General features: G+C 66.2%; 12 protein-coding genes. 5 read left to right on the forward strand and 7 right to left on the reverse strand.

What is annotated here, in order from left to right; all coding sequences use genetic code 11:
• The first annotated feature begins 48 nt into the window (after positions 1 to 48).
• Positions 49 to 1116: a DNA replication/repair protein RecF gene (gene recF, locus B215_RS0100435; protein WP_019367651.1), complete on the forward strand. Its 1068-nt coding sequence runs from the start codon at positions 49 to 51 to the stop codon at positions 1114 to 1116.
• Between the two features lie 3 nt (positions 1117 to 1119).
• Here the strand turns inward: recF and B215_RS0100440 are convergent, their stop codons facing one another.
• On the reverse strand, positions 1120 to 2538 hold the full coding sequence (locus tag B215_RS0100440) for a M20/M25/M40 family metallo-hydrolase (protein ID WP_019367652.1): 1419 nt from the start codon (positions 2536 to 2538) through the stop codon (positions 1120 to 1122).
• Between the two features lie 124 nt (positions 2539 to 2662).
• Between B215_RS0100440 and gyrB the strand changes: the two genes are divergently transcribed.
• On the forward strand, positions 2663 to 5155 hold the full coding sequence (gene gyrB, locus B215_RS0100445) for a DNA topoisomerase (ATP-hydrolyzing) subunit B (protein ID WP_019367653.1): 2493 nt from the start codon (positions 2663 to 2665) through the stop codon (positions 5153 to 5155).
• 79 nt (positions 5156 to 5234) lie between these two features.
• Here the strand turns inward: gyrB and B215_RS19310 are convergent, their stop codons facing one another.
• Both B215_RS19310 and B215_RS0100455 read right to left on the reverse strand, forming a co-directional pair.
• Complete coding sequence (locus B215_RS19310) at positions 5235 to 5504, reverse strand: hypothetical protein (RefSeq protein ID WP_019367654.1); 270 nt, start codon at positions 5502 to 5504, stop codon at positions 5235 to 5237.
• The gene (locus tag B215_RS0100455; protein WP_019367655.1) at positions 5501 to 5788 is read right to left on the reverse strand and encodes a DUF1488 family protein; all 288 of its coding nucleotides are present in this window, start codon (positions 5786 to 5788) and stop codon (positions 5501 to 5503) included. The genes B215_RS19310 and B215_RS0100455 overlap by 4 nt, the downstream gene beginning before the upstream one ends.
• 159 nt (positions 5789 to 5947) lie before the next feature.
• Between B215_RS0100455 and B215_RS0100460 the strand changes: the two genes are divergently transcribed.
• Both B215_RS0100460 and B215_RS0100465 read left to right on the forward strand, forming a co-directional pair.
• A complete protein-coding gene (locus B215_RS0100460; RefSeq protein ID WP_019367656.1) occupies positions 5948 to 6682 on the forward strand; it encodes an SDR family NAD(P)-dependent oxidoreductase in 735 nt (244 codons plus the stop codon).
• A gap of 88 nt (positions 6683 to 6770) precedes the next feature.
• Positions 6771 to 7766, forward strand: coding sequence for an LLM class flavin-dependent oxidoreductase (locus B215_RS0100465; protein ID WP_019367657.1), 996 nt, complete (start codon positions 6771 to 6773; stop codon positions 7764 to 7766).
• 44 nt (positions 7767 to 7810) lie between these two features.
• On the opposite strand, the gene B215_RS0100470 is transcribed toward B215_RS0100465, so the two are convergent.
• The 4 genes from B215_RS0100470 to B215_RS0100485 form a co-directional block, all read right to left on the reverse strand.
• Positions 7811 to 8362 carry a hypothetical protein gene (locus tag B215_RS0100470; protein WP_026008795.1) on the reverse strand — a complete coding sequence of 184 codons (552 nt, stop codon included), beginning with the start codon at positions 8360 to 8362 and terminating at the stop codon, positions 7811 to 7813.
• A 171-nt stretch (positions 8363 to 8533) separates the two neighbouring features.
• Positions 8534 to 9877 carry a sensor histidine kinase gene (locus tag B215_RS0100475; protein ID WP_026008796.1) on the reverse strand — a complete coding sequence of 448 codons (1344 nt, stop codon included), beginning with the start codon at positions 9875 to 9877 and terminating at the stop codon, positions 8534 to 8536.
• 127 nt (positions 9878 to 10004) lie between these two features.
• A complete protein-coding gene (locus tag B215_RS0100480) occupies positions 10005 to 10673 on the reverse strand; it encodes a response regulator transcription factor (RefSeq protein ID WP_019367660.1) in 669 nt (222 codons plus the stop codon).
• A gap of 28 nt (positions 10674 to 10701) precedes the next feature.
• On the reverse strand, positions 10702 to 11046 hold the full coding sequence (locus B215_RS0100485; RefSeq protein WP_026008797.1) for a hypothetical protein: 345 nt from the start codon (positions 11044 to 11046) through the stop codon (positions 10702 to 10704).
• Positions 11047 to 11150: 104 nt separating this feature from the next.
• Between B215_RS0100485 and B215_RS0100490 the strand changes: the two genes are divergently transcribed.
• Positions 11151 to 12926, forward strand: coding sequence for an ABC-F family ATP-binding cassette domain-containing protein (locus B215_RS0100490; protein WP_019367662.1), 1776 nt, complete (start codon positions 11151 to 11153; stop codon positions 12924 to 12926).
• The last annotated feature ends 129 nt before the right edge of the window (positions 12927 to 13055 follow it).

Raw genomic sequence — 13055 nt, forward strand, 5'->3', positions numbered from 1 at the left:
TCGGCCAAGCGGTGTTCGTGGGCAAGGTGCTGCGCTACAGCCGCTTTCATGGCCGTCAAGCGTCTCCTGCTCACCGACTTCCGCAATCACGCCGATGCGCTGCTCGCACCCGGTGCCGCGTTTGTCGTGCTCAGCGGCGAAAATGGTGCGGGAAAGACCAATATCCTGGAGGCGGTGTCTCTGCTCGCGCCCGGGCGCGGCCTGCGCGGAGCCCCCTTGGGTGAGATGGCCCGACAGGGCGGCCCCGGCGGGTTCGGCGTCGCCGCGACGCTCGACGATGCCGAGATCGGCACCGGAACCAGGCCCGATGCGCCGGAGCGCCGGATCGTCCGGATCAACGGCGCCACGGCGGCGGCGACCAGTCTGGCGCAGTGGCTGGTGGTGCTGTGGCTCACGCCCGCGATGGACCGACTGTTCCTGGAAGCGCCGGGCGACCGCCGCCGTTTCCTCGACCGGCTGACTCTGGCACTCAACCCCCGTCACGCCCATGAAGCGACCCGCTACGAAGCGGCGATGCGTGAACGCAATCGGCTGCTTGCCGACGAACTTCCGCCCGACCCTGCCTGGCTCGATGCACTGGAAGCGCGAATGGCCGAACATGGCGCCGCGATCGATACCGCGCGACGAGAGGCCGTCGCGGCCTTGGGCGCGCGGCTCGCCGATCAGCCTCCGGGCCCGTTCGCCCGCGCCGGGCTGGCGCTCGAAGGCTGGCAGGGCGACGCGCCGGCGCTCGCCGCCGCGCTTCGCGAAAGCCGCCGCCGCGATGCCGCCGCCGGCCGAACCTTGGTGGGTCCGCACCGCGCTGATCTGCAGGTGAAGCATCTTGACAAGGCGCAGCCGGCGCATCTCTGCTCCACGGGCGAGCAGAAAGCACTGCTGCTCGGCATCGTGCTGGCCCATGCCGAGTTGGTGGCAGACCGCGCCAGCCGCAGCCCGATCCTGCTGCTCGACGAAGTCGCCGCGCATCTCGATCCCGGCCGCCGCGCCGCGCTGTTCGATCGGCTCGCCGGGCGCGGTCAGGTTTGGATGACTGGCACCGAACCGTCGCTGTTCGAAGCGGTGCCTGCCACCGCCGCCCGGTACCGCGTAGCTGATGGCAGGATCGAACCCGCCTGAGCCCTATTCCTGCTCCGCATACGCCTTCACCAGATCGTACAGGTAATCGCGGCCGGTATAGAGCGAGCGGATCTCCACCCGCTCGTTGAGGCCGTGCACCCCGTTGCCGTCTGGATCGCCCCAGCCGCCGGGCACGCCATAGGTCGGAATGCCGACAGCGGCGAGAAAGATGGCGTCGGTCGCGCCTGTCGACATGGTCGGTACCAGCGGTACGCCGGGGAAGTACTTCGCGACCAGCTTCTCCGCCGGCCCGACCACCTTGGGATCGAGCGCGGGCGGCTTGGCGATCGGCCGCACCGGCGGCACCATGGTGATCGACACCTTCGCATCGCCGATCGCCGTCGTCAGCGCTTTCAGCGTCTCCTCGCTGCTGTGGCCGGGGAAGATGCGGCAGTTGATGTTGGCCGCCGCGCGCTGCGGCAGCGCGTTGTTGGCATGGCCACCTTCCAGCAGCGTGGCGACGCAGGTGGTGCGCAGCATCGAATGGAAGATGCGATCGGTGTTGAGCAGCGATTCCGCCGCCTTGTCCGCCGGGTTTGCGGCGATCGCCGCCATTGCCTTGCCCATCGCGTCGCTGCGCGCAGCGCCTGCCTTTGCGAAATAGGCCCGGGTGGTGTCGGACAACTCTAGCGGAAAGTCATAGGCACGGATCCGCACCAGTGCGTCCGCCAACTGGTAGATCGCATTGTCCGGCACCGGGATCGAGCTGTGGCCGCCGGGATTGGTCGTCTCCAGCCGATAGTTCTGCACTGCCTTTTCGCCGACCTGCATTTGCTGGACGAGCACCTTGCCCTTGCCGTCGGATTTGCCGCCGCCGCCTTCGTTGAGTGCGAATTCGGCATCGATCAGATCGCGCTTGTTCTTCGCCAGCCATTCGGCGCCGTTGAACGCCCAGGTGGTTTCCTCACCGCAGGTGAGCGCCAGCTTGACCGTCCGCTTGGGCTTGTACCCGGCTTGCTGGAATCGGATCAGCGTGTCGGCCCAGCTGGCTGCCATCGCCTTGTCGTCGACGGCGCCGCGGGCATAATAATAGCCGCTTTCCTCGACCAGCTTGAACGGATCACGGGTCCAGTCCTCGCGCTTGGCGGCGACCACATCGATATGCGCGAGCAGCAGGATCGGCTTCGCCTTTTTCGACGTGCCCGGATAGACTGCGACCAGCCCGCCATCCTTCGGGTGCTCGGGCGTGGAGAACAGCGTGAGCTGCTCGTCCTTGAAGCCGGCCGCTTTCATCCGCGCGGCGATCTGCTCGGCCGCCTTAGTGCAGCTGCCCTCGTTCACCACCGTGTTGGTCTCGACCAGTTCCTTGTAGAGTTCCAAGAACCTGGCCTGATCCGGCCGCAATGCCGTAGCCTGCTGCGCGTCGGCGGGAAGAGCGGCGAACAGCGTTGTCGCTGCTGCGGCCGCACGAAGGAACGTCATGCCGGAACCCCCATGTTCGATTGTTGCCCTGACCCGCAGTTGAGCATGGCGCGCCGCCGAAGGGAAGCCGCGCTCACCGCCCATTTTGCTTTCGTTCCGGCGTCTGAATCCCTATATCCTCGGCATGGCAGACACTCCGAAGACGAACGATCCCAACGCGAACGAGTACGGCGCAGATTCCATCAAGGTTCTCAAGGGCCTCGACGCGGTCCGCAAGCGCCCCGGCATGTATATCGGCGACACCGACGATGGCTCGGGCCTCCACCACATGGTGTTCGAGGTTTCCGACAATGCGATCGACGAGGCGCTGGCCGGCCACTGCGACCTGATCCAGATCACGCTCAATCCGGACGGGTCGGTCTCGGTCGAGGATAACGGCCGCGGCATTCCGACCGGCATCCACTCCGAAGAGGGCGTGTCCGCCGCCGAAGTGATCATGACCCAGCTCCATGCGGGCGGAAAGTTCGAGAACACCTCGGACTCGAACGCCTACAAGGTCTCGGGCGGTCTGCACGGCGTGGGCGTGTCGGTGGTCAACGCGCTCAGCGAGTGGCTTGATCTCAACATCTGGCGCGACGGCGAGGAGCATTACATGCGCTTCCGCCACGGCGACGCCGAAGCGCCCTTGAAGGTGATCGGCCCGGCCAACGGCAAGAAGGGCACCCGCGTCACCTTTCTCGCCAGCCCGGAAACGTTCAAGATCACCGAGTACGATTTCGAGAAGCTCGAGCATCGCTACCGCGAGCTCGCCTTCCTCAATTCGGGCGTCCGCCTGTTCCTGCGCGACGCGCGGCACGAGGAAGTGAAGGAAATCGAGCTGTTCTACGAGGGCGGCATCGCCGCGTTCGTGAAGTATCTCGATCGCAACAAGGTCGCGCTGATGCCCGATCCGGTGGCGATCAGCGGCACCCGCGACGACGTGACGATCGACGTCGCGCTGGAGTGGAACGACAGCTATTACGAAAACGTCCTCTGCTTCACCAACAACATCCCGCAGCGCGATGGCGGCACCCACCTCGCGGCCTTTCGCGCGGCGCTGACCCGCACGCTCAACAGCTATGCCGACAAGTCGGGGATGCTGAAGAAGGAGAAGGTCAGCCTCACCGGCGACGACATGCGCGAGGGGCTAACGGCGATCGTCTCGGTCAAGCTGCCGGACCCCAAGTTCAGCAGCCAGACCAAGGACAAGCTGGTCTCCTCCGAAGTCCGCCAGCCGCTTGAAAGCCTGATGGCGGACAAGCTGGCCGAATGGCTGGAAGAGAACCCCGCCGTCGCGAAGCAGATCATCCAGAAGGTGATCGACGCGGCCGCCGCGCGCGAGGCCGCCAAGCGCGCCCGCGAGCTCACCCGCCGCAAGGGCGTGATGGACATCGCCAGCCTGCCCGGCAAGCTCGCCGACTGCCAGGAGCGCGATCCGGCCAAGTCCGAACTCTTCTTCGTCGAGGGTGACTCGGCCGGCGGATCGGCCAAGCAGGGCCGCGATCGCCACTTCCAGGCGATCCTTCCCCTGCGCGGCAAGATCCTCAACGTCGAGCGTGCGCGCTTTGACCGGATGCTCGCCAGCCGCGAAATCGGCACGATCATCACCGCGCTCGGCACCGGCATCCGCGACGATTTCAACATCGAGAAGCTCCGCTACCACAAGATCGTCATCATGACCGACGCCGACGTGGACGGCGCGCACATCCGCACGCTGCTGCTGACCTTCTTCTACCGCCAGATGCCCGAGATCATCACGGGCGGGCACCTCTATATCGCTCAGCCGCCGCTCTATAAGGCGACCAAGGGCCGCTCTGAGGTGTACCTCAAAGATGATGCGGCTCTCGACCAGTATCTGGTCGATGCGGGCGTGGGCGGCACGGTGCTCGACACCAATGGCAGCCAGCGCTCGGGCGAGGACCTGCGCACGCTGGTCGAGCATGCCCGCCGCATGCGCACGCTGATGCGCTACGTGCCGCGCCGCTACGATCCGATGATCATCGAATCGCTAGCGTTGGGCGGCGCACTCGATCCGTCGGTGAGCCGCGAGCAGCATGCCGAGGAACTGAAGACCGTCGTCGACCGGCTCAACGCCGCCGACACCGAGGCCCGGTGGAGCGCGCGCATCACCGAGGATGGCGGCTATCATTTTGAGCGGCTGTGGCGCGGCGTGACCGATCACCACATCGTCGAGGCGAACTTCCTCGTATCCGCCGAGGCGCGCAAGCTCCACACGCTGGCAAGCGAGCAGGCAGCGGCGTATCTGACGCCGTCCAAGCTCGTCTCGAACAAGGGCCTCGCGACCGATATCGACGCGCCGGTGCCGGAGGAAGAGGCGCCGGTCGCGGTCGGCAAGGGCGAGAGCCTGGTGTCGCGCCCGTCGCAGCTGCTCGACGCGATCCTCGCCTTCGGGCGCAAGGGTCTGGCGATCCAGCGCTACAAGGGTCTGGGCGAGATGAATGCGGAGCAGCTGTGGGAGACCACGCTCGATCCGCAGAACCGCTCGATGCTGCAGGTGGCGATCGACCAGGCCGACGTGGCCGACGCGATCTTCACCCAGCTGATGGGCGACGTCGTCGAACCGCGCCGCGACTTCATCCAGGAGAATGCGCTGAGCGTCGCCAATCTCGACGTCTGATCGCTCGTCCGGCCGCGGGAGCTTCCGCACCGCCAAGTGGGGCAGTTGCAATCTTCAACTGCCCCGCTTGGCGGGAGGCTCAGTCGACAATGCGCTCCGCGAGCGCCGCGATGCCTTCGCCTTCGAAGCGATTCAGTGCCGCGCCATCGATATGCACCGGATGGTCGAGGATCAGCACAGCATGCGCCCGGTGGTCCGGATCCAGCTCGCGCCACGCGCGCACCGCCTCGCCCAGATTGGTGACCTCGGCGATGTCCCCGCCGCCGCGCACGACATTCTCCAGCGCCGCGCTCATCGTCCAGTCGATCGGCGGGTTCTTGGCGTCGTCGCCCCAGCGTGCTTCGGTCATGCCTGATCCTCGCGGTCGAGGTTGTTCTCGCTTATCACGATGATTGGCCGGTCGGGGCCGTTGGCAAGCGCGGCGAGGGCGGCCTGCGCGATCGGGTCGCGGTAGCGGCGGAAGCTCTCTTCGGCATCGCCGTCGGGCTGGCTGCCGCCCAGCGCCTCGATCACGCTGTACTGCACCGCGAACTGATACGCCTCGCCGTCGACTTGGCCGTCGAACTCGAGCTGGCGATCGTCGAGATTGTCGAAAAGGGTGGCGTCGTCGATTTCCAGCTGCTGTGCGGCCATGCCAAATACTCCATCGCTTAGGGATCGAAACCGCACGGGCATGGGCGCGGTTCCGCTGCCGGCAATTTCGCCCCGCTTGCTGCCCCGCTCGCAAAAAGCTGATCCAAACCGCGTTGGCGTGCGTATAGGAGGGGACACCCGTTACGCTCAGGAGTTGCCATGCCTACCGTACTCATCACCGGCGCCACCGCCGGGATCGGCGAAGCTTCGGTCCGCGCCTTTGCCGATGCCGGCTGGCATGTCGTGGCGACCGGCCGCCGCGCCGATCGGCTGGAGAAGCTCGCGGGCGAGCGCGTCCACATCCTTGCCTTCGACATCCGCGACGAAGCCGCGCGCGACGCCGCGCTGGACAGCCTGCCCGCACCCTTTGCCGAGATCGACCTGCTGATCAACAATGCGGGCCTAGCACTCGGCCTGGAGCCGGCGCAGCAGGCGTCGCTCGATAACTGGCGGACGATGATCGACACCAATGTGACGGCGCTGGTCTCGATCACCCACAAGCTGCTACCGGGCCTGGTTGCGCGCAAGGGCGGCATCATCAACCTGTCCTCGGTGGCGGCGACCTATCCCTATCCGGGCGGCAATGTGTACGGCGCGACCAAGGCGTTCGTCCGCCAGTTCACGCTCAACCTGCGCGCCGACCTGATCGGCACCGGGGTGCGCGTCACCTCGATCGAACCGGGCATGGTCGAAACCGAGTTCACCCTGGTCCGCACCGGCAGCCAGGAGGCGTCGGACAAGGTCTATGCCGGCGTCAACCCGATGACTGCCGAGGACATCGCGGAGACGATGCTGTGGGTGGCGACGCTGCCGCCGCATTTTGCGGTCAACACGCTGGAGCTGATGCCGGTCAACCAGGCCAACGGTCCTTTCGCGGTGCATCGCGAAGGCTGAGCGGCGCCGACACAGCTCTAAACTTCTGCTTGCACCCCACCAACCCGAACCCCCTGGCATGGCCAGAAATGCCCCCCATCTTCCTTCTATGACAGCCTATTCCCTTCTCGATCTCGTGCCCGTGGTCCAGGGCGGCACGGTCGCCCAAGCGTTGGCCAATGCCGCCGATCTAGCCGCCCATGCCGAACGGCTCGGCTTCCAGCGCTATTGGGTGGCGGAGCATCACGGCATGGAAGGCATCGCCAGCGCCGCCACCGCGGTGGTGATCGCGCATGTCGGCCAGGCGACCAGCACCATCCGGATCGGTGCGGGGGGCATCATGCTACCCAACCACTCGCCGCTGCAGGTGGCGGAGGCGTTCGGCACGCTTGACGCGCTGTTCCCCGGCCGGATCGATCTGGGTCTGGGTCGCGCGCCAGGATCGGACCAGCGGGTCGCCGCCGCGATCCGCCGCAACCTCGACAGCGACGGCAACGAATTCCCCCGCGACGTAATGGAGCTGCAAAGCTATTTCGCCGATGACGGCCGGACCGGCATCCGCGCCACGCCCGGCGCCGGCGCGGACGTGCGACTGTGGATCCTCGGCTCCAGCACTTTCGGCGCACAGCTCGCCGCTGCGCTTGGTCTGCCCTATGCCTTCGCCTCGCATTTCGCGCCGGGGCTTATGGAGGAGGCGATCGCCGTCTACCGCCGCAACTTCCGCCCGTCGGCCGTGCTCGACAAGCCGCACGTCATGCTCGGCTTCAACGTCTTCGCCGCCGATAGCGATGAAGAGGGTGAATATCTCGCCACGTCCCAGCAACAGGCGTTTGTGGCGATTCGCGCCGGGCGCGGCATCCAGCTGCCGCCGCCCGTGCAGGGCTATCGTGAAAATCTGGGCGTTCAGGGCAATGCCATGCTCGATCAGGTGCTGTCCGCTTCCGCGATCGGCGGCCCGGCCAAGGTTCGGCGCGAGATCGAAGCGTTCCTGGAGCGCACCCGAGCAGACGAACTGATGCTCACCAGCGCCATGTACGATCCCCAGGCGCGCAAGCGTAGCCTGGAGATCGCGGCGGAAGCGATGCGGGCGGTGGAGCCAGCCTGAGCCTTTGGGCGGCGCTCGCCCTCAGCAGCGCTGCCCGACCGGCTTTACGCACGCGTATCGACAACAAGGCCGGTAGATTTGGTGCTGCAGCTCTTGCTGGTGTCGCCGGAGGCCGCATAGCTGGTCGTATCCTCGTTCGCTTCGCGCAACTGCTGCAGGAACAGCGAAACCGTGTCGAGGGCGGCCGATGCGGCGTCGCTGGTGACACTGGTCGTGGTGATGCTGTCGCTCTCGTCCTCCGATGCGGCACCGGCTTCCTGAGGCGGCGGGAGGCCATCCGGACCCTTGGGACCGCCTGCGCCCTTGGCGAACATGCCCTTGAGTTCCGTTGCCTGCTCCTCGGTAAGTGTACCGTTGTCGACCTGGGCTTGGATCAGCGACTCCATCTTCGCCTTCATGTCGCCCGATGGCTTGGCACCGCGGCTGCGCTCGGCTGAAAGCGTCGAATCGATCGAATCGAGCGCCGTCGAAAAGGCGCTTTGATCGGCAGCGCTGATGTCGCCTGAGGAAACTGCGGCGGAGATTCGCGCGTTGATCCGGTCGCGTGGTGATTGCGACATCATGGCGCTGGTTGAAAGTGCAGAGATGCTGCTCATGTGTATCCTCCTATGGGGTTAATCCCCCACGGTAGTTTACACCATTTAGGTTAACTTTCTGCTTAGCGCTGTCTGGCGAATCTTCTACACCAAGGACGACGCGCAACCACGCTCGCTCGAATGCCCAGCGTGCGTCTCACAATGATTTCACTTTATTGCGGTATCGAAATTTCAGCCCGCCGCCGGGAGGCGCAGGCGGACGAGCAGGCCGCCCAGATCCTCGCTCTCTTCCAGGCTGGCGGTGCCGCCATAGATTTCGGCCACGTCGCGCACGATCGCCAAGCCCAGGCCGGTGCCCGGCTTGCCGGTGTCCAGCCGCACCCCACGATCGAAGATGCGGATGCGATCGGCTTCGGGAATGCCCATGCCGTCGTCCTCGACGAGGATCTCGACATAGCCGGCCTCCAGCCGCGCCGTGACGAACACGCTGCCGCCGCCATATTTGGCCGCGTTCTCAACGAGGTTGCCCAGAATTTCGTCGAGATCCTGCCGTTCGATATGGGCAACGGCATCCTTCACCCCGTCCACATCGATGCGGACATTCGGATAGAGCCGCGCCACCGCCCGCTCCACCGCTTCGATCGAGGGCCACACCTCCGCCCGGCTGTGGGCACTGCCCCGGCGGCCCACTGCTCGCGCCCGCGCAAGGTGGTGATCGATCTGTCGCCGCATCGTTCGCGCCTCACGGATCACCGTATCGGGCAGATCCGCCTGCCCCGCCGCCGCCGCGTTCATGATCACGCTCAGCGGCGTCTTCAGCGCATGCGCAAGGTTGCCGGCATGGCGCCGCGCCTCCTCCGCCTGGCGGTCGTTATGCTCGACCAGCGCGTTGAGCTCGTCCCCCATCGGCCCAACTTCCGCCGGCAGCGGCCCCGCCACTCGCTTGGTATGGCCCGCGCGCAGGCGGGCGATTTCGCGCCGCACCTTGCGTAGCGGCCGCAGGCCATACCAGGTCTGCAGCGCCGCCATCGCGACCAGCCCCAGTCCGAGCAGCGCGAAGCTGCGCACCAGCGTGCGGCGCACGGTGGCGATCTGCGCGTCCAGCGTCTCGCGCGTCTCCGCCACCTGGAATCGCCAGAGCACCGGCGATCCCGGCAGCGTCAGGTCGCGCTCAGCGATGCGCAGCCGCTGGTTGCCCGGGTCGTCGCGGTTGGCGCCCGGGCGCTTGTCGACGAACTCGTCGCTATCGTAGAAGTGAATGTTGCGATCGTTATAGACCTTGTCGGCCTTCAGGCGGCGATCCCATAGCGACATCGACGGGAACGCTTCGTAGCCATCGCCGCTGATCTGCCAATAGGCGCCCGAATTGGGCTCGAGGAAGCGCTGGTCGGCAAGCTGGCGGTTCAGCACCACCTCCCCGCGTGAGCCAAGCTCGGCCGAGACGATCAGCGACGAGACGAGATAATCGAGCTGGTCGTCGAAGTTGCGGGTGATCGCTCCCGTCAGCACGCGGTCCAGCGCAAGGCCGCCGCCGACCAGCAGCAGCAGGATCCACGCGGTCGCGACCAGCAGCATCCGCCGGCTGACCGATCCGGTGACGCGCACCGGCCGCCGGTCGCGCAACTCCGCCTCGGCCAGGCCCGACGCGGCATCGCGCGCCTCCTCCGGCGTTGAGATGGGCTGCGCGTCCACGCGCCTTTCCTCAGGCGAAACCGGATTCGTCGAGGCTGTAGCCCAGGCCACGGATCGTCGTGATCACATCCGCGCCCAGCTTCTTGCGGATGCGCGTCACGAACACTTCGATCGTGTTCGAATCACGATCGAAATCCTGGTCGTAGATATGCTCGATCAGCTCGGTGCGGCTCACCACCTTGCCCTTGTGATGGAGCAAGTAGCTGAGCAGCTTGTACTCCTGCGCGGTCAGCTTCACCGGCTCGCCGGCCTTGGTGACCTTGCCGGAGCGGGTATCGAGGCGGATATCGCCCGCGGTCAGTTCGGCCGAGGCATTACCCGAGGCGCGGCGGATCAACGCGCGCAGGCGGGCAATCAGTTCCTCGGTCTGAAACGGCTTGGCGACATAGTCATCGGCGCCCGCGTCGAGCCCCGCCACCTTGTCCGACCAGCTGTCGCGCGCAGTCAGCACCAGCACCGGCATGGTGCGCCCTTCCTTGCGCCAGCGATCGAGCACGGTCAGCCCGTCGATCTCGGGCAGGCCCAGATCGAGGATGATTGCGTCATACTGTTCGGTCGAGCCGAGGAAGTGCCCTTCCTCGCCATCGGTCGCGAGATCGACGGCATAGCCCGCACCTTCCAGCGCGGTGCGCAGCTGGATCCCGAGATTGGGTTCGTCCTCGACGATCAGAAGTCGCATGTACCGTTCCGTCCTTCCCTTGATCTGCTCAGCTGCCCATGCGGCGCAGGATCTGGCCGCTATGGCCATCCACCTCCACCCAGATCACCGACCCATTGCGCAGGAACTTCAGCGTGTAAATGTCGGTGCCGGGATCATAGTCGAATCCCAGATATTGCGCGCCGGGCATGCGGGGGATTACCCGCCGCTCGATCTCCCGCGCGGGCAGATTCTGGCCACGAAGCCGCCGTTCGCGTGCCGCACGCTGGCCGTCATCCTGCGAGGCGTCGAGCGGGCGCGCCACGACCGGGCTCGTGAGCGCGAGGCTCGCAAGACACGCGATCAGAACAGGTTTGACCAACATCGCCATCGGCATGGCATAGGGTCCGGGCATTGAATAGCCCCTGAACATGCCGCTCATCCATGGTTCGGGAATTGTGGCTTTTGCGCATCGCCCGGCGCTTGCCGGAGCGGGTTCTGGCCCCTAGGTGCTGGCGCATGGCTGCTCCGGTGCTCTCCTATGAAGGGCTGGGTCTCGTTCAGGGATCCGGCTGGCTCTTCCGCAATCTCGACATCCATGTCGGCGAGCGCGATCGTCTCGCGCTCATCGGCCGCAACGGCGCGGGCAAGACGACGCTGCTCAAGCTGATCGCCGGCGCGATCGACAGCGACGAGGGCCGCCGCACCATCGTGCCCGGCACCCGCGTGATCCTGCTGGAGCAGGAGCCGCGCATGCTCGGCTGCACCACCCTCATGGACTATGTCCTCTCCGGCGACGATGCCCCCGCCCGGCACGAGGCCGAGGCGATCGCCGACCAGCTCGGCATCGACCTGTCGCGCGAGGCGGCGACCGCGTCGGGCGGCGAGCGCCGCCGCGCTGCCATCGCCCGCGCGCTGGCGCAGGATCCCGACGTACTGCTGCTCGACGAGCCGACCAACCATCTCGATCTCGGCGCGATCGAATGGCTGGAAGACTGGCTGACGCGCTACAAGGGCGCCTTCGTCGTCATCAGCCACGATCGTACCTTCCTCACCCGCCTGACCCGCCAGACGCTGTGGCTCGATCGCGGTTCCATCCGCCGCGCCGAGATCGGCTTTGGCGGGTTCGAGGCATGGACCGAGCAGGTCTATGCCGAGGAGGAGCGCAACGCCCAGCGGCTCGATGCCAAGCTCAAGATCGAGGAGCATTGGCTCCAGCGCGGCGTTACCGGCCGCCGTCGCCGCAACCAGGGCCGCCTCGCCAAGCTGAAGGAAATGCGGGCCGAGCGCGCCGGCATGGTGGGCCCGCAGGGCACCGCTGCGCTCGCCACCGCCTCGGACGGCAACCAGACCAAGGTGGTGATCGACGCCAAGCACGTCACCAAGCGCTTCGGCGAGCGCACGATCATCAAGGACCTGACCTTCCGCGTCACCAAGGGCGACCGGATCGGCATCGTCGGATCGAACGGCGCGGGCAAGTCCACGCTGCTCAAGATGCTGACCGGCGAGCTCCAGCCCGACGAGGGCAGCGTGAAGCTCTCGCAGACGCTGGATGCGATCATCATCGACCAGCAGCGCAGCCTGATGGCGCCGGACAAGCGGGTGCGCGACGTGCTGGCAGACGGCGGCGACTGGATCGACGTGCAGGGCGCGCGCAAGCACGTCCATGGCTATCTCAAGGAATTCCTGTTCGACCCCAGCATCGCCGAGGCGAAGATCGGCACACTTTCGGGCGGCGAGCGCTCCCGCCTGCTGCTCGCGCGGGAATTTGCTCGCCCTTCCAACCTCTTGGTCCTCGACGAGCCGACCAACGACCTCGATCTGGAAACACTCGATCTGCTCCAGGAAGTGATCGCCGACTATGCCGGCACTGTGCTGATCGTCAGCCACGATCGCGACTTTCTCGATCGCACCGTCACGGTGACATTGGGGCTGGACGGCAGCGGCATGGTCGATGTCGTCGTCGGCGGCTATGCCGACTGGGAAGCCAAGCGCCGCCCGCGCAACGAAGGCAAAAAAGCCAGCAAGGCAGCGCCGGTCGTGGAAGCCCCCAAGGCCCGCACCAAGCTGAGCTACAAGGACCAGCGCGACTACGAGTTGCTGCCCAAGCGCATCGAGGAAATCGACCAGACGATCGCCCGCGACGAAGCCGCCATGGCCGATCCCGCGCTCTACACCCGCGATCCCGCCAAGTTCGCCGCACTAAGCGACGGCATCGCCAAACTACGCGCCGAAAAGGACGCGGCCGAGATGCGCTGGCTGGAACTGGCGGAGATGGTGGAAGGGCTGGGTTGAGGGGGATCGCCCCCAACGAAACGCCCCCTCCGTGCTCCTGCGAAAGCAGGAGCCCAGGGGCAGGTCTCGCCCAACTATGGACGTTTAGCGGCTCGCGATGATGTGCTTAATCGTGAGAGTGGAGGCTTC

The sequence above is a fragment of the Sphingomonas sp. ATCC 31555 genome (genome assembly GCF_000282895.1).
Taxonomy (GTDB): Bacteria; Pseudomonadota; Alphaproteobacteria; order Sphingomonadales; family Sphingomonadaceae; genus Sphingomonas.